This window comes from Peribacillus sp. FSL K6-5616 (assembly GCF_038008245.1).
In the GTDB taxonomy this organism is placed as follows: domain Bacteria; phylum Bacillota; class Bacilli; order Bacillales; family DSM-1321; genus Peribacillus; species Peribacillus frigoritolerans.
On the sequence record NZ_JBBOYT010000001.1, the window covers coordinates 635,505 to 660,462 of the forward strand.

At 41.4% G+C, this 24,958-nt stretch carries 21 protein-coding genes; 12 read left to right on the forward strand and 9 right to left on the reverse strand.

What is annotated here, in order from left to right; translation table 11 throughout:
- Positions 1-15: 15 nt before the first annotated feature.
- Entirely contained in the window at positions 16-435 is a 420-nt protein-coding gene (locus MHB45_RS03040) for a MarR family winged helix-turn-helix transcriptional regulator (RefSeq protein ID WP_034314851.1), read from the reverse strand.
- A 660-nt stretch (positions 436-1,095) separates the two neighbouring features.
- Positions 1,096-1,299: a hypothetical protein gene (locus MHB45_RS03045; protein ID WP_081088758.1), complete on the reverse strand. Its 204-nt coding sequence runs from the start codon at positions 1,297-1,299 to the stop codon at positions 1,096-1,098.
- Positions 1,300-1,427: 128 nt separating this feature from the next.
- Between MHB45_RS03045 and ytvI the strand changes: the two genes are divergently transcribed.
- A complete protein-coding gene (ytvI, locus tag MHB45_RS03050; RefSeq protein WP_176702826.1) occupies positions 1,428-2,471 on the forward strand; it encodes a sporulation integral membrane protein YtvI in 1,044 nt (347 codons plus the stop codon).
- A 337-nt stretch (positions 2,472-2,808) separates the two neighbouring features.
- On the opposite strand, the gene MHB45_RS03055 is transcribed toward ytvI, so the two are convergent.
- Positions 2,809-4,161 carry a hemolysin family protein gene (locus MHB45_RS03055; protein WP_048678061.1) on the reverse strand — a complete coding sequence of 451 codons (1,353 nt, stop codon included), beginning with the start codon at positions 4,159-4,161 and terminating at the stop codon, positions 2,809-2,811.
- Between the two features lie 618 nt (positions 4,162-4,779).
- Between MHB45_RS03055 and MHB45_RS03060 the strand changes: the two genes are divergently transcribed.
- The 4 genes from MHB45_RS03060 (at position 4,780) to MHB45_RS03075 (ending at position 7,210) form a co-directional block, all read left to right on the forward strand.
- Entirely contained in the window at positions 4,780-5,352 is a 573-nt protein-coding gene (locus MHB45_RS03060; RefSeq protein ID WP_048678063.1) for a YitT family protein, read from the forward strand.
- 95 nt (positions 5,353-5,447) lie between these two features.
- Positions 5,448-6,161, forward strand: a complete 714-nt coding sequence (locus MHB45_RS03065; protein ID WP_048678066.1) for a FixH family protein — start codon at positions 5,448-5,450, stop codon at positions 6,159-6,161.
- A 92-nt stretch (positions 6,162-6,253) separates the two neighbouring features.
- Positions 6,254-6,418, forward strand: a complete 165-nt coding sequence (locus tag MHB45_RS03070) for a hypothetical protein (RefSeq protein ID WP_153246081.1) — start codon at positions 6,254-6,256, stop codon at positions 6,416-6,418.
- Between the two features lie 159 nt (positions 6,419-6,577).
- On the forward strand, positions 6,578-7,210 hold the full coding sequence (locus tag MHB45_RS03075) for a DedA family protein (RefSeq protein ID WP_048678071.1): 633 nt from the start codon (positions 6,578-6,580) through the stop codon (positions 7,208-7,210).
- Positions 7,211-7,266: 56 nt separating this feature from the next.
- Here the strand turns inward: MHB45_RS03075 and MHB45_RS03080 are convergent, their stop codons facing one another.
- The 4 genes from MHB45_RS03080 to MHB45_RS03095 form a co-directional block, all read right to left on the reverse strand.
- Positions 7,267-8,598, reverse strand: a complete 1,332-nt coding sequence (locus MHB45_RS03080; protein ID WP_048678073.1) for a hemolysin family protein — start codon at positions 8,596-8,598, stop codon at positions 7,267-7,269.
- 274 nt (positions 8,599-8,872) lie between these two features.
- Positions 8,873-9,982 carry a sensor histidine kinase gene (locus tag MHB45_RS03085; RefSeq protein ID WP_053087350.1) on the reverse strand — a complete coding sequence of 370 codons (1,110 nt, stop codon included), beginning with the start codon at positions 9,980-9,982 and terminating at the stop codon, positions 8,873-8,875.
- Between the two features lie 236 nt (positions 9,983-10,218).
- A complete protein-coding gene (locus MHB45_RS03090; RefSeq protein WP_095390957.1) occupies positions 10,219-11,106 on the reverse strand; it encodes a cation diffusion facilitator family transporter in 888 nt (295 codons plus the stop codon).
- A 494-nt stretch (positions 11,107-11,600) separates the two neighbouring features.
- The gene (locus tag MHB45_RS03095; RefSeq protein WP_048687457.1) at positions 11,601-12,125 is read right to left on the reverse strand and encodes a universal stress protein; all 525 of its coding nucleotides are present in this window, start codon (positions 12,123-12,125) and stop codon (positions 11,601-11,603) included.
- Positions 12,126-12,444: 319 nt separating this feature from the next.
- On the opposite strand from MHB45_RS03095, the gene MHB45_RS03100 reads away from it, so the two are divergent.
- Complete coding sequence (locus MHB45_RS03100) at positions 12,445-14,442, forward strand: transglycosylase domain-containing protein (RefSeq protein ID WP_237766595.1); 1,998 nt, start codon at positions 12,445-12,447, stop codon at positions 14,440-14,442.
- 190 nt (positions 14,443-14,632) lie between these two features.
- On the opposite strand, the gene MHB45_RS03105 is transcribed toward MHB45_RS03100, so the two are convergent.
- Positions 14,633-14,941, reverse strand: coding sequence for a hypothetical protein (locus MHB45_RS03105; protein ID WP_034314818.1), 309 nt, complete (start codon positions 14,939-14,941; stop codon positions 14,633-14,635).
- 195 nt (positions 14,942-15,136) lie between these two features.
- Between MHB45_RS03105 and iadA the strand changes: the two genes are divergently transcribed.
- From iadA to MHB45_RS03135, 6 genes are all read left to right on the forward strand, one after another.
- Positions 15,137-16,312, forward strand: a complete 1,176-nt coding sequence (gene iadA / locus MHB45_RS03110; RefSeq protein WP_072272525.1) for a beta-aspartyl-peptidase — start codon at positions 15,137-15,139, stop codon at positions 16,310-16,312.
- Positions 16,313-17,169: 857 nt separating this feature from the next.
- The gene (pdhA, locus tag MHB45_RS03115) at positions 17,170-18,282 is read left to right on the forward strand and encodes a pyruvate dehydrogenase (acetyl-transferring) E1 component subunit alpha (protein WP_237766596.1); all 1,113 of its coding nucleotides are present in this window, start codon (positions 17,170-17,172) and stop codon (positions 18,280-18,282) included.
- On the forward strand, positions 18,282-19,265 hold the full coding sequence (locus MHB45_RS03120) for an alpha-ketoacid dehydrogenase subunit beta (protein ID WP_048687467.1): 984 nt from the start codon (positions 18,282-18,284) through the stop codon (positions 19,263-19,265). Before pdhA ends, MHB45_RS03120 begins: the two co-directional genes overlap by 1 nt.
- 32 nt (positions 19,266-19,297) lie before the next feature.
- Positions 19,298-20,554 carry a dihydrolipoamide acetyltransferase family protein gene (locus tag MHB45_RS03125; RefSeq protein ID WP_072272526.1) on the forward strand — a complete coding sequence of 419 codons (1,257 nt, stop codon included), beginning with the start codon at positions 19,298-19,300 and terminating at the stop codon, positions 20,552-20,554.
- Positions 20,555-21,979 carry a dihydrolipoyl dehydrogenase gene (gene lpdA, locus MHB45_RS03130; RefSeq protein WP_072272527.1) on the forward strand — a complete coding sequence of 475 codons (1,425 nt, stop codon included), beginning with the start codon at positions 20,555-20,557 and terminating at the stop codon, positions 21,977-21,979.
- 364 nt (positions 21,980-22,343) lie between these two features.
- Entirely contained in the window at positions 22,344-23,723 is a 1,380-nt protein-coding gene (locus MHB45_RS03135) for an amino acid permease (RefSeq protein ID WP_072272528.1), read from the forward strand.
- A gap of 91 nt (positions 23,724-23,814) precedes the next feature.
- Here the strand turns inward: MHB45_RS03135 and hisC are convergent, their stop codons facing one another.
- Positions 23,815-24,927 carry a histidinol-phosphate transaminase gene (gene hisC, locus MHB45_RS03140; protein ID WP_142953057.1) on the reverse strand — a complete coding sequence of 371 codons (1,113 nt, stop codon included), beginning with the start codon at positions 24,925-24,927 and terminating at the stop codon, positions 23,815-23,817.
- Positions 24,928-24,958 lie beyond the last annotated feature (31 nt).

Sequence of the window (24,958 nt, forward strand, 5' to 3'; positions counted from 1 at the left end):
TACAAGCTACCCATTTTAGTTTCTTATATTATTGAGGATTTTAAGGACCGTCTGGAAAAATACTTCCTGTTCTTCTTCAGTAATGCCTTCCAAGGCCTTTCCTTCGATTTTTTCTGCAATCTTAAGACATTTTGTATGTACCTCTTTGCCCCGGGGGGTCAGTTCGATTCGTTTTTCCTGTTCATCTTTACCAGGAACTTGTTTAATCATATTATTCTGTTCCATGCTGTTGACCGAACGTGTGATGATCACACTGTCTACATCCAGGTAACTGCAAATATCGGGGATTGTGGAATAGCCACAGTTCTTTAAGTAATTCAGGATTGTCCACTGATTATGGTAAATTTCAAGGGCTGTAATTTGTTCATTCATTTTGCTGACTAATGATCTCGATACTTGTAAATATTGATGAAATAATTGAGTAGGGTTCGTCATATGATTCTCCTTTATAATGGTCGACCAGTCCATTATATTCTTTAATTCTTAAAAGTCTATTGTAAAGAATCATTTATTTCAGTCAATGTTTATTTTTGGAAGCAAAGCGGGGGAGGGTAAAATTCTGGCAATGAATGAATTGAGGGAAAGCTCAGTCTTCCCAAATCTCAAACAACAAAGGGGGAAGCATCTGCACAATCACAAGAAGAACCTTAATCATGATGGAATATATTTCAGCCTAGAGACAAATTCGAGAATTCATGTTTGCCTGCAGTTTTTTTGTGGTTTGTCCATTTGGACGTTTATTTCCGTTCCAGGCACTCGCCGCGGGCGGTCCGGGGAGCCACCTCGGCTTACACGTGCGGGGTCTCCTTGGACGCGCTTTTCCCGCAGGAGTCTCGAACACCCGAATCAATTTTGTTATAACATTTAGTTAGAAACCATACCTGAGGAGTTGAAGGTGCTGCCGGTACATCAATTAAAGATAGATACACTTTCCGGACCCCTTTTAGGCTACTGCTTGCAATATATGATGGGAAGAATATATTTTTCTTTGAAATGGTCCATAAGTGCCGACGAAATTGGTAAAAGTATAAAACGCGCTGAATGCAGTATATCCTGCAAACAAAAACCAGCCTCTAAAAAGTGGCTGGTTTTTGTTTAAAACTTATCGCTGGTGGAGCGGTGCTTTGTTTCTTTTTTATTTCGTTCTTCTTGCTGTTCATATTTAATTTCATCAATTGGTAAATCATCAATGGGCATGACCACTTGATCACGTTCCAGCTGTTTTTCCTGATTTTTCTTGAAGGCCTTGGATTTATCATTACGCTCCTCAATATAATTTTCTTTATCTTTATTATCCAATGTCAATCCCTCCATCTCTTTGTATCTCTTTTTCCCCTTATTGAGAAAATAAAACGTATAAGCGAAATATATGTGACCCCGTTTCATAAATATAAGGAGAACAGGAAAGTGCAAGGAGGGTTTGTTCAGTGAATGTCGCCGTCTTTTTTCGCTGGTTTTGGAGGGGGATTCTCCTTTTAGTCATATTAATCGTCATTCCCTATTCATGGGCGTTGATTTTAGCGTTGCTCACCGCCATTCTTTTGGATGGATTGGTCAGAATGATTGGTGAAACGGCAAAGCTGCATCGTTTTTGGGCCGTATTGATTTCATTTGTTTTATATGTAGGCGGGCTTATGAGCATCACTTATTTTTCTTTTTCGGTATTAATCAAGAAGGCCATTGTCTATTCGGAAGAATTTCCCGGTTTCATACGTGAAGTGTATTTGACGGCTATATTGCCAGTCATCAGGCAATGGGAACGGTATTCGCAAACTTTGCCGCCAAATCTCATCCAATCGGTGGAACAGACGATGGAAAAGGGAGTCATGGCTCTGGAGGGGTTCGCAGAGGGCTTTGTTCAGGATATGGTTCAGTTCGTTACACTCATTCCGGGATTTTTCATTGACTTTTTAATTTACTTAATCGCTTTATTCTTAATCAGTCTTGAATTGCCTAAATTAAGAAAAAAGGCAGTCTTTTATTTAAAGACATCCACCTATCAAAAGATTTCGCTAGTTTATCAAGATTTAAGTATGGCAGCCGTAGGCTTCATTAAGGCACAAATCCTGTTGAGTTTAATAACGTTCATCATGGCTTATGGAGGACTATGGTTGTTAAATGTAAAGTATATGATCCCATTGGCACTGTTAATAGTGGTTGTGGACATTCTTCCTATCTTGGGGACGGGATCTGTGCTGGTTCCATGGGCAGCGATCGTTTGGGCTCAAGGAAATCATCATCTTGGTATTGGCCTCATCATCCTATTCCTGGTCATTACCATCATAAGAAGGACCATTGAACCAAAAATCTATTCAGCAAATATGGGATTAAGCCCCTTGGCATCGTTGGTCAGTCTTTATTTAGGGTTTAAGATGCTTGGTTTCCTTGGGCTTTTCCTTGGACCTTCGATACTGATTGTTTATGATACGTTAAAGAGGGCAGGTGTCATTAAAACCAACTTCAAAATATGAAAGATTATTAGATGTTTTTGGCCTGATTTCTTAAATTTGACATATCTTTTACCGCTTTACCTTGACCGTTGCAATGATTACAGTCCCGGGAAAAGAATTGAAGATAACGGGTTTTCCCTTTCCCTTTGCAGTGCTGGCAAATGGTTATGAGTTTCATGATTCTTCACTCCTTCAAAAAGTATCGCTTTTTTAACAGTATGAAACAATAAAGGTAGAACTATACTTCATCCAATGTTAAATGAAGCAGGTTTTATATAATATGTATTTATTTTATTTCATGTACCAGTTGAAAAAAAAATAACCCCCGCTCCTATTGTTTTAGGAACGGGGGTTATTATCATGAAACGATTTCGGTTTGTGATATGATCGGGAATTCTTTCACTTCGCTTACGACTTTTGCTTGTTTATATATTTCAATATAACGAATATGGTGATCTTCCATTTCCTTTATCCTGAAGTTATAGGGACCATAAGTCAGGATATCACCTTGTTTGGCCTCATAATCCTCGGTCAGGATCCATCCGCCCATCGTATCAATATCTTCATCATTGATATCCAATCCAAGTAAATCATTCACTTCACTGACTAATACCTTGGCATCGATGATGTAGTGATCTTCTTTTAATTTGCGGACATCGGGAACTTCATCCAGATCGAACTCATCGCGGATATCGCCAACGATTTCTTCAAGGATATCTTCAACGGTAACCAAACCTGACGTACCGCCGTATTCATCCATGAGGATGGCCATGTGGATCCGTTCCTTTTGCATTTTTAAAAGTAAATCGTGAATCGGGATACTGTCAATGACACGGATGATCGGACGAACATATCGGTCGATCGTTGACGCTGCCTGATTGTTTCTGTCTATCATTTCAGTGAATAGCTCTTTGATATTGACCATTCCGATAACATGATCCTTATCACCATCAATGACAGGATATCGCGTAAAATTCTCTTCCGCCATTACGGTGAAAAACTGCTGGATTGTATCATCTTTGGATACCGTTGCAATTTCTGTACGTGGAACCATGATTTCTTTTGCGATCCGATCATCGAATTCAAAAATCTTATTCACATATTTAAACTCTGATTGGTTAATTTCGCCACTTTTGTAGCTTTCGGAAACAATGATTCGAAGCTCTTCTTCTGTATGAGCCAAATCATGTTCGGAAACCGCTTTTAATCCTAGCATTCTTGTAAGCGTCCTTGCAGAGCCATTCAGTACCCAGATGAATGGATACATGACTTTGTTAAAGGCAATTAAAGGTTTCGAAACCAATAATGTTACTTGCTCCGCTTTTTGAATCGCCAATGTTTTCGGTGCCAATTCTCCAACAACGACATGTATGAACGTAATGAAAGAAAAGGCAATTGCAACCGAGAGTGCATGTGAAGCTGAATTTGGAAGATTCAATTGATTCAAGAGTGGGTGCAAAATGTTTTCAACTGTCGGTTCCCCAAGGAATCCAAGCCCTAGAGCTGTAACGGTAATTCCGAGCTGACAAGTTGAGAGGTATTCATCCAGGTTGGAGATGACCTTCTTTGCTGAAATAGCATTCCTCGTTCCTTCTTCAATTAATTGATCGACCCTCGTGCTTCTCACTTTAACAATCGCAAACTCCGTAGCTACAAAAAATGCTGTTAAAGCAATTAAAATGGCAATAAGAACCAAGTTTATTATGTCCAAATAGTCTCCCTTAACTCGCCTTCGAGACGAATAAGGAGTACACCTCCTACATTTTTAAAATATACAAGTATATTTTTTTTGCCGTGCTGAATATTTTCGGGATTGCTTCAAAAAGGCCTGTGGCCATAGTTGTGCAGCCGCTTGAACTCCCATTTCTTTTAGTGATGAAGAGAATAATAGTATATGCCGATTAGCGATGCGTAGACGGGAAATAGAAGAATTTCTGTCTGAAGGAGTGCAGCCATTTTCCAAAAGGATGCACATATCCGTTACGCAAAGCAGCGCCCGTCCGTCAAAACGAACATTCTTTAATGCCCCATCAAATCACCTCAATCTAATTAATTTAAATACTTTCATTATAGAAAGAGTTAATCATTCAGTCAAACAGCTTACGGCACCTTAAATCCGGAATATTGCTTGTAAAGGATCAGTTTGAGCTAATAATTAGCTGTTTTTGACTGTTTTCTCTACTTTATTGTAACATATTATAGAATATTCAGAAAACTGATGGCCGTTTCATAAAAAATTGGTCCGTTTCATTATTTTTTTGATGGTACAAACATATTCTATAGAAACCAAGACAAGTTTTAAATGCAAGAATTAAAGGGGGTGGCAGCCATGAAAATCATGGAACGGATGGCAGCGATCATTGCCGGCAGCATGCTTGTAGGTGTGGGAATCAATTTTTTTCTGATACCTTATCATTTATTGGATGGCGGCATGATAGGGATTGGGCTGATTTTTCATTACTATATAGGACTTCCGACAGGACTGGGTGTGATTTTGAGCAGCATTCCATTATATATATATGCTTGGTACTTTGAAAAAAAATTATTCCTGAACAGCTTGCATGGCTTGCTTTTTTCCTCTTTATGCATCGATATTTTTTCCGACGCTGTCACAGGATGGAACCTTCCCATTTATGTAAGTGCGATAATCGGGGGAGGGTTGATTGGACTTGGCATCGGTTTAATGCTTCGGTATGGGACCTCTACAGGCGGAACCGATATGTTGGCACAGATCCTTTCCAGGAAAAGTGGACTCAATGTAGGTCTGCTGATTTTTTTCATTGATGGGTGTGTACTGCTTTGTGGATTGAGCGTTGTGGGGACTTCAATCTTTTTATATTCATTTTTAACGATCATCGCGGTAGCCATGCTGACTTCAGTCACCGTAATGCGAACCATTTGATGTTAAATTATGTATAAAAATCTGAAAAAAGGAAAGGATGGGCAATATGAAGAGGACAGATTTTTTAGTCTAATAAATAGTAAAGGGAAGTTCATATGAAAAAACTTTATATGTGTACTGCGTTGTTAGTTATGTTGGCAGGGTGTCAAGAGTCTGAAATGCCAGAGGATAAGGAAGTTAACAGTGCTGTTCCAGAATCGATGGATGCATCAATTGTCATTAAAGGGAAAGTGGAGCCTGGAAAAGAAGTCATTCTTGAAACGACAGTGAAACAGGGAAGCCAATTGGTGAATGAAGCTGATGAGGTGCTGTTTGAAGTGAGAAAGTCCGGACAGGATAAACGGGAAATGCTTGAAGCAAAGAATACTGGAAGTGGCATGTATCAAGTGATGCATACTTTTGAGGAACAAGGCAAATATATTGTAGTGTCCCATGTAACGGCTAAAGGCCTTCATGTAATGCCTGAAAAAGAAGTTGTCGTTCCAGGACATGAAAGTGAAGGTGCATCGGTTCATCCTAGTACGGATGTATCTATCGGGTTTCAAAGTAACCCTGTAAAGGCAGGAAACAGTTCGAACTTTGAAGCGACGGTTGAATTGAATGGGAAGCCACTGACAAATGCAGATGTGAATTTCGAGGTGTGGAAGGAAGGCAGCGAAGAGAGTCATTTCACCAAAGCTGAAGAAGAAGGGAATGGAACATATCTAAATAAGGTATCTTTCGAAGAAGCGGGAACCTATAAGGTCCAGGTCCATGTTGAAAAAGACGAAGTGCATGAACACCAACTGCAAACCATTCATGTCAATTGATTGTTTTTTGGATCGAGTCGTTTAAACAGGTTTTATTACTTCGTTAAATGGGAAGTTAAAGGATAACGGTACAGCAGAAAGGGAGGGTAAGCATGAATAATCAAATAATCAACAAGTATAAAGATCTCGGGATACATATTGAAAAAACGAAATCACGGCAGGAGATTTTCACTAATGTTTCACAAAATGATTCATCCTTACTCACTGCCGCTGTTTTTTCTCAAATTTCCCAAAAAGGGGAGCTAAAAGAATATTGATGTAAAGAGACCGGAGTACATAACTGCTGGTCTTTTTTTGTGCAATCCTGAATGTGGTGCATTGTGAAACTGGATATGAAAAATCGAATAGAACGTTATGAGCTGAATAGGATAGAAGGACAAACAATTTGAAATTAGTGGTAAGGGGAGTCCGATAGCATGATATCACAGCTTATTATGACGATATTGAATTGGTTTGCGGAAATGGGCTATATGGGGATTTTATTGGGGCTGATGGTTGAAATCATCCCGAGTGAGCTTGTTCTTGGATACGGTGGTTATGTGGTCGGCCTGGGGAAAATGAATTTTTGGGGAGCTGTTCTTGCCGGTGTGGCAGGCGGGACGATGGCACAATTATTTCTCTATTGGGCGGGGTATTACGGAGGAAGGCCCTTTCTCTTGAAATATGGAAAATATATTCTAATTAAAGAAAATCATATTGTACATGCTGAAGAGTGGTTTAAGCGGTATGGCGTGGGAGTGGTTTTTACGGCTCGATTCATTCCGGTTGTTCGCCATGCCATTTCCATCCCTGCCGGAATTGCGAGGATGTCCGTATGGAAGTTTATATTTTATACGGTTGCGGCTGTCATACCTTGGACCATATTGTTCCTGACCTTAGGAAGGATCCTCGGCGAGAATTGGCAGCAAATCCGGGAAATAACTGAACCTTATCTAATACCGGCTGCTGGTTTTTCCTTTATCCTCATCATGCTGTATATCTTATGGAAAAGAAGGAGCACACCTCCAATCGTAACGGTCAAAAAAATGGGACGGTTTCCCGATAAATGAACAAATCGTAAAAAACAGCCACGTAAAATAACCTTTTACGTGGCTGTTTTTGATCATTAACCTTGGGTAAGATCCTCTTCAAGAGGAAGATGTACGACCTTTTTTGTAACCTCGATGGAGCGGATGGCGTGATCTTCCATTTCAATCACTTTAAAACAGAATCCGTCTTTTTCCATGATGTCCCCTACCTTCACATCATAGTTTTCCGTAAGGACCCATCCGCCTATCGTATCGACATCATCTTCTTCCAAGTGAATGCCAAGTAGATCATTCACTTCCTTTACAAGAAGTTTAGAGTCTAAAATATAATGTCCTTCTTTAATTTTCCTGATTGAGGCAACTTCATCGATATCGAATTCATCACGAATTTCCCCAACGATTTCCTCGAGGATATCCTCGACTGTGACAAGTCCGGAAGTTCCGCCGTATTCATCCATCAAAATAGCCATATGAATGCGTTCTTTTTGCATTTTTAACAGCAAATCGTGAATTGGTATATTTTCCATTACCCGAATGATCGGACGAGCGTAATTTTCAATCGCTTTGATATGGATTTCCCGGTTCTTGATAAGATCCGAGAAAACTTCCTTTAAGTTCACTAGGCCGATGACATGGTCTTTATCACCTTCGACAACAGGATATCTAGTGTATTTTTCCAATTTGGCCACATCGACGAATGCCTGTACCGTTTCATCCTTGGATATGGTCATGATTTCTGTCCGTGGAACCATGATTTCCTTGGCAACTCGATCATCGAATTCAAAGATGTTATTTACATATTTAAATTCCGACTGGTTAATCTCCCCGCTTTTATAGCTATCTGACAGGATGAAACGCAATTCTTCTTCCGTATGGGCTATTTCGCTTTCGGATGCTGGCTTAAAGCCAAATAATCCGACAACGAATCGGGAAGAATGATTCAAGGCCCAGATGAAGGGAAAGGCTATCTTATGGAAAAAAATCAGCGGGCCGGCAATTGCCAAGGTCACTTGCTCAGCCTTTTGGATGGCAACCGTCTTTGGAGCCAATTCACCTACAACCACATTCAGGAACGTAATCAGGGAAAATGAAATGACAAATGTCAGAATGCTTGTAACTTCTTGTGGGATATTCAAGGCATTGAATAAGGGCCCAACCAATTTGAGGACGGTCGGTTGTCCTAGCCACCCCAGTCCAAGGGCAGTAACGGTAATTCCTAGCTGTGTCGCGGATAGGTATTCATCAAGATCGGATGTAACCTTCTTTGCCGCAATGGCTTTTTTGTTTCCTTCTTCAATCAGTTGATCGATCCTGGAGCTGCGAACCCTTATGATCGAAAATTCCGAAGCTACAAAAAAGGCTGTTAAAGCAATTAAAATAATGACAAATAAAAAACTTAATATGTCCAATTAGTGTGGGACTTTATTGAATCGCCAGATGTGCCGAACGATTTAATTATCCCAGTCACCTCCCAAAACCAATAATGAATGAAATGATATTAGTATATAAAATGTTAGATGGAAAAATAATGCGCTATCTTGTATGAAATCAGGTTTTTATTTTCAATCTATAGGATCATTCACCTCGATCAGTAGTGGAACCTTCCTATTAGTATAAGTAACTGGACGTCAATCAGTCAAAAATTTCACACTAAAAGCCTAAGGAAAAAAGGATATTTATCCATTATTTAGTTTTTAATTGTATGGAAAAGGTCGTTAGGAAATCGGTAGAGTGACAGGATAATGTTCCTTGATGCTTTAAAACGATTTCTTTACAGACGAATAATCCCAATCCCGTTCCTCTTTTTTTTGTGGTGATGAATGGCTCAAAAATATTCGGCAGGACGTCGTCAGGTATCTTCGGCCCATTATTCGATATATTTAAAGTAAGAATGCCGGGTGGCGATTCAGAGCCTGAAATGTAAATGGATGGGGAAGGCATCCCTGCAACCACATCAAGAGCATTTAATATAATATTTAATAAAACCTGACGGAATTCTTCTTTAGAACCCGAAATTACGGCATCCTCGGCAATATTGCATGTAATGGAAGCATTAACTTCCAAAATGCTGGGATATAAAAATTCGATCACCTCATTCACAAGCTGAGCAATGGAAAATAGATCAGGTTGTGTTGTTGAAGTTTCCTTTTTGGAAATATTAAGAAATTGCGTGATCCGGTAATTGAGCTGATCCAATTCCTTTGAAATGATATCAAGGTACTTTATCTCAGGTTGTTCTGCCTGTAATAATTGTATGAATCCCATGATGGAAGTCAGTGGATTTCTGAATTCATGGACAAAGCTCGAGGTCATTTGGCCAAGGAGCGTCAAACGGTCTTTATGGTTTGGGCTTATGAATTGATAGCGTTCTTCAAGTTCCATCGTTTTCAATTCGGTATAATGGGATAATGCAAAATGAATGAGTTTATCGAAGTAAACGTTTACCCGTTTTATTAGAGCCGATATTTCTTCTTTGTGTGCTCCGGAATTCAAAATGTGCTCTAAGATGACGGATCTCCCGATGGTTGCAGTGGAAAAGAAATTTTCCATATCCAATTGCTTAGTAACGCGATCAGCCGCAATTTTTTCCCCTACGACCTTCAGTACATCGTCTATGTCAGTATCCGATTTTCCAACCTGATCCATTAGCAAATTAAAAATATTTTCCACTTCTCCTTTAAAATACCCCAGATATCCGTCCGGTAAATGCAGCAACTCATCTTTCCATTTGGAAATGATACTGTTTTTTTGAGAAGATAAAAAGTGAATGGTCATTTCTCGATTAGATACCATTTTGCCCTCCATACTGTAGGAAAATGAATTTACTTTTGACCCAGAAAGTGCTTTATTTGAATAAAATTACAAAATATCAAAATAATTACAACTTGTTTTCATGATAACAGATTACTGTTCTTTTAACATGTGTCAATTGGATAAATATTCGGCAATCAATCAATAAATACCTTTTTTTGACACAGTTTTATTACAGTAATTACAGGAATAAATAACAAAAAAAGGTATCCGTAAAGTTAATGACGGTTACCTTTTTTATGAAATGCATATGGTTCGATGTGTACGATCACATGCTGGATATTATATTCCTTCAGAAGATTTTCTTCGATTCTAACTGTAATATCATGACCTTGAATGACGGTCAAAAGAGGGTTGACATGAACGGTAGTTTCGAGCAGGATTTCACTTCCGTGCATCCGGGCTTTAATTTCACTCATGTCTTTAACACCCTCTGTCAATATAATGGTTTGTCCGATCTTTTGCAGGAGCTGCTCGTCGAAACCATCGGTTAAAGAGATGGAAGCATCACGAAAGATATCCCAGGCCGTTTTGCATATGATGACCCCAACGACTGCTGCAGCTATCGCATCCAGCCAAGGGATTCCCATCTTAGTACCGATGATTCCAATGAAAGCACCAACACTGACAAGGGCATCGGAACGATTATCCTGAGCAACGGCATAGATGGAAGAGCTGTTGATCTTTTTACTTAATGTAAGGTTATAACGGTAGATTCCGTACATGAAGATTGCAGAGAATAGAGCGACATAACCGGTCAGCATACTGGGAACGGTTGTTGAATCTTGGTGAAAGAAGGATTCAATGGCACTGAATACAACCTGAAGGCCCACTGTAATCATGATGAAGGCAGCTACCAATGACGCTACGGTTTCCGCCCGTAAATGACCATATGAATGATTATCATCAGGAGGTCTCTTTGAAATTTTCAAACCAATCAAAACGGCTATGGAAGCGATGATGTCGGTCGTATTATTTAAACCATCAGCCCAAAGCCCTTTAGAATCTCCGAAATAACCAAATGACAATTTTAGAGCAGACAAGAATATATAAGCGGCAATGCTTATGTAGGCGCCTTTTTCAGCTGATATCGAATGTTTATCCATGTCCATTCCCTCCCCAATGTAAATTAGGCTTAATAAAGATACCAAATCAAACCTTAGTGAGTCTATAGAAAAATTGTCATATTTAGCCATCTAACTTGGTTTTCAGCAGGTGTATTGAAAGTCTGTAAAGATGTTGGATAAACGAAATGATATTTACATGATGGTAAAATGTGAATTCGATGACATGTACAGTTTCTTTAATTCTCATTTAAAGAAACTAATAGTATATTCTAACCGTTGATCGAAAATTAAATACTTCCACAAGGGGAGCCTAAAGGCTGAGAGTGAAAGGTTCTGATTCAGGCATTTTGAACCTGATAGTCAGCACTGATGCAGGATGTGGTTTGGGCAACAATTAGCAACCCGGTGTCTTTCGGCTGCTCCGAATGTAATACTGAAAAAATCCTATTAACAAAAAGGCCGGATTCTATATGAATCCGGCCTTTTTCGGAGAATGTATGACTCGAACCAATAGGGAAAAACCCGCTCATTCTTCATTTTGCAATGAATACCGAACATGGTGCGTTTTTCGCAATGGAACTACTTGTACTGCCAAGGAAGAATTTTTCCAAACCGCTTTTATCGCTATTGCCGACAACGATAAGATCAGCTGAAGTTCTCGCTGCAAAGTCACATACGCTATCTGGCGCATATCCTTCCAATAGTTCGAATTTCCCCGTCACTTGACATTCACTTAATAATCTCAACGTATTACTTTCTGCGTTCTGAATACTATTCTCGAGGGCGGAAGGGGTGTCATTTACCTTTTGATTTCTTTGCTGGTCAACTTCAACAACAGGATGTGTCTGGACTGGATCCACATAAAATCCGGCAGAGGGCACGAACCCCGGCGCGGAGGCGTTACCGATGATACGCTGTTCAACCTTATCATTTAGGACATGAACTACGGTCAACTCAGCTTTTGGAAAGGCCTTTTTCAATGTTGCTCCATATTCGACGGCCCGTTTACTTTCTTCATTTCCATCAAAAGCGACGACAATATGTTTTAAGTCTTTCATTACTATCATCTCTCCCCTTTATAAGACCTTAATAGCGTTATACCCGCTTTTAAATGGCTTCACGCCTTTAATCGGTATATAGATTGCCTTTTACGGGTAAAGGATAGATACGAGCATAGTTAAAATGGTAGGATGAAAATGGTCCTTCAGTTAATTGGCATGCTCAGACGATGAAGGGATATCATCTGTAAGGATGCCGATTCACGTGTAAAGTGCTACAAGAAAAGAGCGCCTTTTATTCAATCGACGAGTTTTCTTTAACAAAAAGGGTAAAATATTTTTAATGAAACATGTCGCAGATGGAAAAATGGGGGTACAAATGAGAGGGTTAGTGAAATTAGGTCTAATTATAATATTGGCGATTGCGGTTTTAGGCGCCGGTTCACTATTGTATTTCAAGCAGGGTGCTGATATAAGTCATCTTGAAAATAGTCTTCAGCAACCGACAGGGATCTATGATCTGGATGGGAATCTAGCCAGTACGATCACGGCAAATAAATCCGAGGGCGTTGCGATAGATGAAATACCGGAACATATGAAACAAGCGGTGGTTTCCATTGAGGATCACCGTTTTTATGAACATCACGGCATAGATTATCAAGGGATCATGCGGGCTTTGGTTAAAAATGCGAAGGCTGGAAGTGTTGTTGAAGGCGGGAGCACGCTCACCCAGCAGCTTGTGAAAATCACGATGCTGGAATCAGATCGAACACTGAAGAGAAAGATAGAAGAGTTTTTTCTAGCCCAGGAAGTTGAAAATCAATATACAAAAGATGAAATCCTGGAAATGTATTTGAATCAAGTTTATTTTGGCCATGGGGCATGGGGAATCAAAAAGGCTGCAAATATTTATTTTTCCAAAGAGGTCTCTGAATTGACCGTTGCCGAGGGAGCTTTGCTTGCGGGAGTCATTAACTTACCATCCAAACTTGATCCATACAAGAATTTGGACGGTGCAGTGAAGCGGCGTGATTTGGTTCTTTCGCGAATGGCGGAACATGGTTATTTGACGAAAGATGAAGAAGCGGCCGCAAAAAAAGATTCGGTGACACTTCTTATGGGGGAGAAGGAAACCGATCCATTAAGAGGTAAGTATCCTTATTATGTCGATCATGTTTTATCGGAAGCATCGAGTAAATATGGAATTAAGCTTGAGGAGCTGCTTTCAAAGGGGTATAAAATTTACACGACTCTGGACCAGTCCATGCAGCAGGCTACAGAAAGCGTGTATGAGAATTCAGCCAATTTTCCGGTTGGAACGAGTACAGAGGAACTGGTTCAAAGCGGGTCTGTCCTTCTTGATCCTGAAACGGGCGGTATAAAAGCACTTGTCGGCGGGAGAGGTGAACACCAATTCATGGGATATAACCGGGCAACCCAACTGACAAGGTCTCCTGGTTCATCCATTAAACCGCTTGTCGTTTACACGCCGGCTGTTGAAGAGGGATATGATATCACTGACCCTTTAAAGGATGAAAAAATGAGCTTCGGTGAATATGAGCCAACAAACCTGAGTGGTCAATATAAAGGAGAAGTCCCCATGTATGAAGCGGTGATGAATTCCTTGAATGTACCGACGGTTTGGCTATTGAATGAGATTGGCATCGATAGGGGGCTTGATTCACTTAAGCGGTTTGGGATTCCCTATGACAAGGATGATCGAAACCTGTCTATTGCTTTAGGAGGGATGAAAAAAGGTGTGTCCCCGCTGCAGATGGCAGGAGCCTTTTCTGCTTTCGCCAACGAAGGGGAACGGATGGAAACCCACGCCATTGTAAGGATAGAAAATGCCGATGGAAAAGAGGTTGCCGCCTGGAAAGAGAAAAGCACCAAAGTGACCTCTGTAGGCGCCGTCGACAAAATGAATGCCATGCTGCTTGGAACAGTGGAATATGGCACAGCGAAAAACGCGGCTGTTTCCGGTTATGAAATAGCAGGTAAAACAGGATCTACACAAGTTCCCATCGAAGGAGTATCAGGGGTTAAAGATCAATGGTTCATCGGTTATTCACCTTCGCTGGTCGGTGCTGTTTGGGCAGGATATGATAAGACGGACGCAAAACATTATCTAACGACACACAGCAGTCAGGGAAGTGCACTCATCTTTCAAAAAATAATGTCGCTAGCCTTACAGAATCAAGCTGCTCAATCTTTTAAAGCTCAAGATATCGGTCCGCTTATAGCAGAACAACAGGCACTTATAGCTGAGCAACAGGAGAAGGAAGAAGAGGAGAAGAGGAGACAATATTGGATTGACAAAGGAAATGAAATACGGGAAGGCTTGAATAAATGGAGGGACTGGGAGGTTCCGTGGTGATTCCCAGGTCCGGGAGCATGATCCAAGCCTTTCTGAATCAAATCAACAAAAAAAGACTGTCAATCATTGACAGTCTTTCATCATTCTTAAAAAATGAGATTTGCTATTATGCCGATTACGACGATTGCGCCTATCACCATTAAAATGGTTCTCATATAAATACACCCTCTTCAAACGTAGTTGGAATCATTTAAATATTTACGGTTTGGTTCGATTGAAAACGAAATGCACTTTCATCATTTTCTTTACAAATAGCCTGTACTTTTTCAAGCATGGCGTGTACATTCTCGCCTTCAAGGATGACTTTCATCGTTGCACACTCTTGAAGAATGAGCACAAAGGATACGAAAGTCGAAAGTTTCTTGGCATCGACCAATTTATGGTTGCAGATAAAATATATATTCCCTTTAAATTCTTTTGTAACTTGATATAGGTTCATGATTTGTCGCATGGATAATCTTTTATTTGTTTGAATGTCTGAAGAAATCACTTTATTCATGTCGTTTACTCCTTTTGTTTTTATACTTTTGGAAAAGCATAATCAAGATGTCAATTTCAGCTACAACGTTTAAAAATGAACAAGTATGTTTTGGACTTTTTTATGTAATTGTTAGCGGGTCATGTTGTATATTTACCCGAGTGAAAGATTTTGAAACCTATTTGAAAATTTCAATTTTTTGAGGGGGAACGAACAATGCTCACACTTATTAAAAATGGGGAACTTTATGGTCCGGAATATATGGGCCAAAAAGATATCCTCTTGGTTGGAAAGCAAATTGGCTTCATTGAGGACAAGATTGATGTACCTGCCAATTTCGTTGAAATGAAAGTGATTGATGCGAGTGGTCAAATTGTGGCTCCGGGTTTTATAGATGCTCACGTACATATTATCGGCGGAGGCGGGGAAGGGGGCTTTAAAACGAGGACACCTGAAATCCAATTAACAGATGCCACTTTAGCGGGTATAACGACATTGGTAGGGGTCATCGGCACAGATGGAACGACAAGGACGATGCCTGCACTTCTCGCTAAAGCGAAAGCGCTTGAAGAAGAAGGAATTAGCTGCTTCGTTCAGACTGGTTCGTATCAAGTTCCAGTCAAGACGTTAACCGGTAAGATCGAGGATGATTTGATTCTTGTGGATAAAATTATCGGTGTTGGCGAAATAGCCATTGCCGATCACCGTTCTTCGCAGCCGACTGCAGCCGAACTCGCTAAGCTGGCCTCGCAGGCACGTAATGGAGGTCTGTTATCAGGGAAAAGCGGTATCGTCAACATACATGTCGGCGACAGTCTAGATCATTTGCATGTAATTGAAGAAGTTGTCGAAACAACGGAAATTCCGATCACTCAGTTCTATCCTACACATATAAACCGAAATCCGCATTTATTCAATGAAGGGGTGGAATATGCAAAAAAAGGGGGGTATATAGATTTTACGACAAGTACAATCCAGAAATTCCTCGAAGAAGGGGAGGTCAAAGCAAGTACAGCAATTAAAATGGCTCTAGAAGAAGGCGTTGAAATCGGACAGATCACCATAACTTCAGATGGGCAAGCCAGCCTGCCTGACTTCGATGGAAGCGGCAACCTGCGCGGTTTGAACATTGGTACATGCATGTCCTTATATGAATGTGTTGTCGATGCGGTCCTCGAGGATGGAGTGACAATTGCCGATGCCCTACGAGTTGTGACGGAAAACCCGGCAAACATTTTAAAGCTTTCTGCAAAGGGAAAGCTTTCGGTAGGTAAGGACGCGGATATCATCATGATGAATCAACGAACTTTCGAAATAAATAGTGTTATCGCGATGGGGCAGATGATGGTCAAAGATGGCCATGCTGTCGTTAAAGGAACATTTGAAAAATAGACCTTTTCTACCTTTGGGTGCAATTCCCGTTGCGGGTCCTACCCCATCCTGAAATGCAAAAAGGGTAACATTGATCTAATTTCGGATCCCTGAAAAAGGGTATGTGTAATGATTTCAACTTCATACACTCGACTTCCGCGGGCGGGCGGGAGCCTCCTCGGCGCGCCTGCGGGGTTCTCCCATGCCACGCTTTTCCCGCAGGAGTCTCGCGCCTTCCGTTCCAATCAACTTTGTGTAATTTAAAAAAAATGCTGGCTCGTCTTATTCCGAACCATGTTTAATTGACTAGTTTATCCTTCATGTTTTTTCTTGTACTCCTTAATGGATGGAAGAAATATGCGACACTCGTGCCGAATAACTGGCTAGCCGAGACCCCACAGACGCTTGGCAGGCAGTTGGCGGAAAGGGATGCGGATTACTGAAATTAACTGTCTGTTGAAAAAAACGTAGGCAACTGATTTCTTGGAGTTTTTATACAGCCTAAGACCCATATATTATATAATGGGCCTTTTTTGTGCTGGATACTTTTGGAAGGAAGGTTCTAAATCTGTCGGGAGCATATCACATTTTGAAGGTAATCATTATGAAATTTCCCATTAAAGGCTCTCATTTTCAAAATGAAGGTGAAGTATCAGAAAACATCTTCTAAATAAAGGTAATATGTGAAAAATTCATTCTATTTAACATATTATTAAAAACATGGATGTATTATCCTTTTATATAAGGAAATGTAGTTTATGAAACAGCATTTAATCACAGACAGAAAGACCAATAAAAACATTTTGGGCTGTTATTTCATGACTGTTCAAAACCTAGGTAAGTTTGCGAAACAAATCTATCTTAAGGGGAGAAATGAAATGGAAAAGACGGGAAACCCAATAATGAAAGCGCATTCAAGTGGAGTTGAGCCGGAAATGTTTCGTGTATTGACTTCTGATGGGGAAATCATTGAAGCGATTGATGGAAAAATCGATAAATCACTTATGTTAAAGATGTATGAGAGCATGCTCCTGCTCAGAACATTTGACCGAAAATCAATTATTCTCCAGCGCCAAGGCAGGATCGGGACTTATGCACCTTTCGAAGGGCAGGAAGCGTCCCAAGCAGGAAGCGCTTTGGCATTGTCGGCAGGGGACTGGATGTTTCCCACATACCGTGATCATGGAGCGGCAATCATTCATGGACAGGAATTATACCGTGTTTTCCTATACTGGATGGCGCATTTTGATGGTTCGATTTGTCCAGAAGGAAAAAGGATATTGCCTCCAAGTGTTCCAATTGCGACTCAAATGGTTCATGCAGTTGGAACGGCTTGGGCAAGTAAGCTTAAAGGCGAAAAGAATGTTAGCATTGCCTATTTTGGAGATGGAGCGACTTCTGAAGGGGACTTTCATGAAGCACTGAATTTTGCCGGCGTTTATAAAACCCCGACAATCTTTTTCTGCCAAAATAATGGCTACGCAATCAGTGTCCCTTTTGAAAAGCAATCGGCATCAAAAACAATATCCCAGCGTGCTGCTGCTTATGACATCCATGGGGTGCGGGTGGATGGAAATGATATTTTTGCCGTATGGATGACTGTAAAGGAGGCTGTCGAAAGAGCGCTTAAAGGGGAAGGGCCTACATTAATCGAAGCCATTACCTTTCGCTATGGCGCCCATACTACTGCAGACAATCCGAACATATATCGCGATCAGGACGAAATTTCAACGTTCTGGAGGGAAAACCGCGATCCCATTACACGCCTTAGAAAGTATTTGAATAAAGAGGGTCATTGGAATGAAGAGCAGGAAGAATTGGTGTTAAAGCAATTCAACGAACTGATCGATGCTCACCTTAAAAAGGCCGAAGCGTATCCGAAATCCGACCCGCTCGAAATGTTTAACCATGTATATGCCGAGGAGTCATGGCTTCTTAAGGAACAGAAGCAGGAATTGAACCAAATCTTAAGGAAAGGCGGGAAGAAATGATGGGCAAAAATTTAACGATGCTCCAGGCTATTACGGAAGCGCTGGACCAAATGCTGGGTCATGATGATCGCGTGATGATCTTGGGTGAGGATATTGGCGTGAATGGCGGGGTTTTTCGAGCGACGGAAGGACTTTATGAGAAGTATGGAAAAGATCGAGTTGTGGATACGCCATTAGCTGAATCCGGAATCATCGGCTCTGCCATTGGTTTGGCTCTTAACGGAATGCTGCCCATAGTGGAGATCCAGTTTCTCGCCTTTATTTATCCGGGGTTCGAGCAGCTCGTTTCCCATGCTGCCCGTATGAGGTATCGTACTCGTGGGCAATTTGGGGTGCCCCTCGTAATCCGTACGCCATATGGTGCCGGAATCAGGGGTCCTGAACTTCATTCTGAAAGTGTCGAAACCTTCTTTGCCCATACCCCGGGTTTAAAGGTGGTTGCACCCAGTAATCCATATGACGCAAAAGGGCTGCTCATTTCAGCGCTGGAAGATCCAGATCCAGTGATTTTTTTGGAACCGACTAAATTGTATCGGGCTTTTAAGGAAGAAGTTCCAGACGAAAGGTACCGAATACCAATCGGTCAAGCAAAAGTGGTCCAGGAGGGAAGCGACCTGACCATTTTTGCTTGGGGGGCCATGTTAAGGGAGGCATTGAATGCCGCGAAAAAGATTGAAGCAGAAAAAGGCTGGAAGTGTGAAGTGGTCGATCTTAGAACTTTATACCCTTTAGATAGGGATTCGATCGTGCAATCCATTAAAAAGACAGGTCGTGCATTAATCGTCCATGAAGCCCACAAGACTGCCGGTCTAGGTGCGGAGATTATCTCCATCATTAATGATGAAGCTCTTATTTACCTGAAAGCGCCGATTAAGCGTGTAACAGGATTTGATGTACCGGTTCCGCCGTTTACAATAGAAGATCATTATTTACCGACTGTTGACCGTGTAAAAAAGGGAATTGTCGAAACGATATCATTTTAATGATTAAGGGAGAAGGAGAAGGAGGATGACGCATGATGGAATTTAAACTTCCTGATGTAGGGGAAGGGATGCATGAAGGGGAAATTATCCAATGGCTCATCAAGGAAGGGGATGCGGTAAAACAGGACCAACCCATTGTTGAGGTACAAACGGATAAAGTCAATGCGGAATTGACAGCTCCGGCAGCGGGAGTGGTTAAGAAAATATTTTTTTCCGTAGGGGATATCGTGGAAGTGGGAACCACTATATTCACAATTCAGGAAGAGAACGATGTGTCAGTTCCGGATACAGGCATTAGTGAAGAAGAAAACCAAGTCGGGCAATCCGGTGATGTAAATGTCAATGTCAATGCGCAGCATATAACGACTAAACACCAGGCAGTGCGTGCGCTGGCAACACCATTCGTGCGTCAAATGGCCAGGGAAATGAAGATTGATATCGAGAAGGTTAAAGGCTCCGGTCCGGCAGGGCGAATTACCGAAAGTGACTTGAAGCAGTTTAAAGAGAATGATTCATTTTCACGGGAAAAGGCCAAACAGCATGATGACAAGACAGGTCAAGAGATGGCCCCGATAATGGGAAATGAGCGGGAAGAGCGGATTCCGCTTAAAGGCATTCGTAAAAAAATCGCTGAACATATGGTGAAGTCAGTTTCGACCATTCCTCATGTAACCCATGTAGATGAATTGGAAATGGACCGATTGAAGGAATTTAAAAATCAATTAAAGGAGTATTCAGATGATAAGGATATAAAATTGACTTTTTTGCCTTTTTTCGTTAAGGCCATTGTCATCGCCTTAAAGGAGTTCAAAACACTAAACGCTTCAATTGATGAAAGGACCAATGAAATCATCCTGAAAAATTATTATCATATTGGAATTGCGACGAATACAAACGAGGGTCTCATTGTTCCAGTGATCAAACATGCCGATCAAAAAACCATTTTCCAACTGGCTGATGAAATCAGGCAGTTGGCAGCTCAAGCCCGTGAAGGAAAGTTGAGTATTGATCAAATCACAGGCAGTACATTTACCATCAGCAATGTAGGACCTATCGGAGGGATGCACGCTACCCCGATCATTAACTATCCGGAAGCGGCCATATTAGCTTTGCATAAAATGGAACATCGCATGGTCGTTCGCGATTTGGAAGGTGTTATCCGGTTAATGATGAATATGTCTCTTTCTTTCGATCATCGTTTGATTGATGGGGTAACAGCGGTGCAATTCACCAATAAAATCAAGGAATTGCTGGAAAATCCAATTCGTTTAGTTGTGGAGATGAGATAAATGGTAGTAGGGGAAGTTGCTGTTGAGACGGATGTTGTCATCATGGGAGGAGGTCCGGGAGGATATGCTGCGGCTATCCGTCTCGGCCAGTTAGGAAAATCGGTCGTGCTGATTGAAAAGGATAAGCTGGGCGGGGTTTGCCTTAATCGGGGCTGTATACCTTCAAAAGCATTGATTCACGCAGCTGATCGATATCATGGGCTTAACGATTTAGGGAAAATGGGAATCCGGCTACCTCAGGAAGGAACCACTATGGACTTGGGAGTTTGGCAGGATTGGAAAGCGGGCATCACATCCCAGTTGGGGCAAGGTATTGCCCATTTGTGTAAGGAAAACGGAGTGACGGTGGTTAAAGGCCAAGCAACTTTTTTATCTGATGACCGCATTGGGGTTGAAACCGATGGCGATTTTGAAACCTACAAGTTTGAACAGGCAATTATTGCGACGGGGTCCAGGCCTTTCATTCCATCCTTCATTAAAGTCGATGGAGAATATATATTGGATTCAACATCATCTTTGCAGCTGAAGGAAGTTCCAGCAAGCTTGTCGATCATTGGCGGAGGATATATCGGAATCGAGCTGGGTATGGCATTTGCAAAGCTGGGTACTAAAGTGACCATCATTGAGATGGACAATCGCATACTCCCCCACGTTGCTGAAAACCTGGTAAAGGAAGTCACCCGGAATGCCAAGAAGCTTGGGATCAATATCAAAACATCCTCTAGGGTAGAGAAAGCGAGTGTAGTGGATGGTCAAGTGCATCTTCTTGTTTCCTCGGAAGAACAGGGGACGGAAGCCGTCGTGAGCGAAAAGTCCCTGGTTACAATTGGCAGGATCCCTAACACTGAAGAAATTGGCCTGAATCGGGCTGGAGTGACGGTTGGCGAGAAAGGCCATATAGCAGTGGATATGGAATGCCGTACAAATGTACCGCACATCTTTGCCATCGGTGATACTACGCCTGGTCCGGCTCTTGCCCATCGAGCGTCCAAACAGGGAATCGTGGCAGCTGAAGTGATAGCGGGGCTGCCAAGTGCCGTTGACTCGCCTTATGTTCCCTATGTAATCTTTTCGGAACCACAAATAGCTGGTGTTGGTTTAAGCCGTGAAGAAGCTGAACAACAGGGATACAGCGTCAAGGTTGGCAAATTTCCGTTCAGTGCCAACGGAAGGGCGCTAGCAACGAATGAAACGGAGGGATTTGCAGAAGTGATCGTGGATGCCGATAGCCATATATTGCTCGGAATGCATATGGTAGGTGCTGATGCTTCCAACCTTATAGGTGAAGGGGTCCTAGCCCTTGAGCTGGCGGCTCGGGTCGAAGATATAGCCCTCAGCATGCATCCTCATCCGACCTTGACCGAGGGGTGGCTGGAAGCGGCTGAGGCAGTTTTGGGACATGCAATTCACATCGTAAATAAATAGGAAAAGGTAAAGTAATGGGGATTACCAATGTAGTCCCCGGTTAGAATGTTTTATCTAATGGAGTCAAAAACCTGGTAATTGTCCCCGAAAGGCAAGGCTATCAGTAAATTCACTCCATTTCGAAAATCCGTCCCGGCGTTTGACCAAACAGGGGCCGTATTGGCCTGCAATGATTCCCTCTTGTAAAACCATCGGCATATTGATATCATTTTTACCTTGGGGAAGTATAGAGTTTTCAATAAGGCTTTGGATCCTTCCACTCCTAAACCATAACGGTTGATGAGATAACATATCTATTCGCCATTCAACGATTAAATGGGTTTAATTTATACGAGAAAATTATGGAATGAAGGAGGCAAATGTAATGGAGTCAAATGGTGGGTCATTGCAAAAGAAATTATTGCCAAGGCATATTAGCATGATGGCAATGGGAGGGGCAATAGGTACTGGGATTTTTAAAGGAAGTGCCGAAACCATATCGTTAGCAGGGCCAGGAGTCATATTCACTTATATCTTTGCAGGATTATTACTGCTTGTAGTCATGGGTGCTATAGCGGAAATGGCAATTGTCTATCCAAATACGAATATGAAAGGCTTCGTTCAGAAAGCATTCGGTAAGCGCTTTTCCTTCATCGTAGGCTGGATGTATTGTTTTATGTGGCTGTCCGTTTGTGTCATTGAGGTAGTGGTGGCAGGAAGCTTCTTGCAGTATTGGCTCCCGGCAATCCCGTTATGGATATTAAGTTTAGGGTGTACAGCTTTCATCATTGGAATTAACATGATGAATGTCAAAAATTATGGTGAATTCGAATTTTGGTTTGCCGGCATTAAAATTACAATGATCATCTTATTCATCATATTGGGAGCCTGTATTTTATTTGGAGTCATCCCAAGCGGCGGATCTAATTATCTGCAAAACTTCACAGGGCATGGAGGATTTTTCCCAAATGGGTGGATGTCCATCTTTTCGGCATTACTGATCGTCATGTTCTCCTATGGCGGTTCCGAGTTAATAGGGGTGACGGTAACGGAAGCAAAGGATGCAGAACGCATTTTACCTAAGGTCATTAAAAACTATATTTGGAGAGTCGTATTATTCTTCACCTTACCGATACTTGTAATCTGCGGTTTGATTCCGTGGAATGAAATTGGCGACCAGGCAAGTCCGTTTGTACAAGTTTTGTCCATGTCAGGTTTTCAGGGATCTGCACATATCATGAATTTCATTTTGATTACGGCCGTCTTATCAGCTGCTAACTCTGGAATATATGGGTGTACCCGAATGCTGCATTCTTTAGCTGCAGAAGGGGAAGCTCCCAAGTCGTTCTCTTATGTATCAAAAAATGGCGTTCCCATGTACAGTTTGATATTAAGTGCAGGTGTATTGGTCGTCGGCTCCATGATTACTTTCGTTGCTCAGGACAAGGCATTTACTCTATTAATGGCGTTTCCGGGTTTTGTAGTATCACTTGTATGGATCAGCATCTGTTTAGCGCAGCTTAAACTTCGCAATTCATATCCCAAAGCTCCGAGTTTTAAATTATGGGGATTTCCATATGTAACCTTGTTTACCGTAATCACCTTAAGCATCATTTGTGTCACGTTCGTGTTCAGTGAACAGAATCGGATCAGTATCATTGCTTGCCTGATTGTGTTGGCTGCCTTAATCTTGATTTCGATTTTTAAATTTAAAAATGTGGACAAACAGGAAACACCTATAATAGAAAAGAATATCGCTAAATAAAATCCACGTAAAAGATACGACATGGGCAAAGGCGTCCATGTCGTATCTTTCATTACTGATCACTGATATTCTGCAACTTCATTTCGATTGGTCATGCTCCAGATGTTTTATTGATTATATGTTGTAAGGATGCTATGAATCTCTCGTTTTCAAGCGGAGTGCCGATGGTCACGCGGATAGTATTTTCATAGCCTAGCAAATGACCTGAACGGATGATGACACCCTGGATTAATAACTTCTCAAAAATGTCCCTGCCAGGCTGGTTCAATTTGACCATCAAGAAGTTGGCATGTGAAGGGAAGAATGTTAAACCCATCTTGCTTAGTTCATTTTCTAAATATCTTCTTCCTTCCTCATTCTTACGAACACAATTCTCAACAAATGGATGGTCGTCGAGGGAAGCGAATGCCGCAGCCTGTGCTAAACGATTGGTATTGAAGGGTTCCTTCACTTTAACTAGCTCTTGTATGATGGAGGCATCCATTAAACCGTATCCAATCCTTAAAGCAGCCAGTCCATAAATCTTTGAAAAAGTGCGTAAGATAACCAGATTTGAATGCATTTTGAGAAGCGGTAAGGTTTCTAAATATTCTGCATCATCGACATATTCATAGTATGCTTCATCAACGATCAGTAAAATATGTTTCGGCACCTTCTCGATAAAAGAGCGTAACTTTTCTTTTTGAACGATCGTTCCTGTCGGATTATTGGGATTACAGACGAATATCATTCTCGTTTTTTCTGTTATGGCTTCATACATACCCTGGAGGTCATGTACACCATTGATAAGAGGAATCTTTACAGGTGTGCCGCCGTCAATCAATACATTCGTTTCATAACGTGGAAAGGTCACATCAGCCATGATGACTTCATCATTTTGTTGGATATAGGTTCGTGTCAACAAACGTATCACTTCATCAGATCCATTGCCTAAAATAATATGATCTTTATTGATCTTCAATTTTCTTGCCAGCTTTTCAGCTAATGCAGGCGCCATACCTTCAGGATAAAAGGAGGTTTGCTCCATTTCGGCAAGCATGGCTTCTTTTGCTAGAGGTGAGTAACCGAATGGGTTCTCATTGGATGCCAATTTAACGATCGTTTCAAGACCAAGTTCACGTTGCACTTCTTCAATTGGCTTGCCGGAAACATATGGGCGAATGCTTTCGATGTTTTGTCGAACCGGGATTTTAGTAAAGGTCAATGCAGGTTCCTCCCTTTGGTAAATTCTGAAT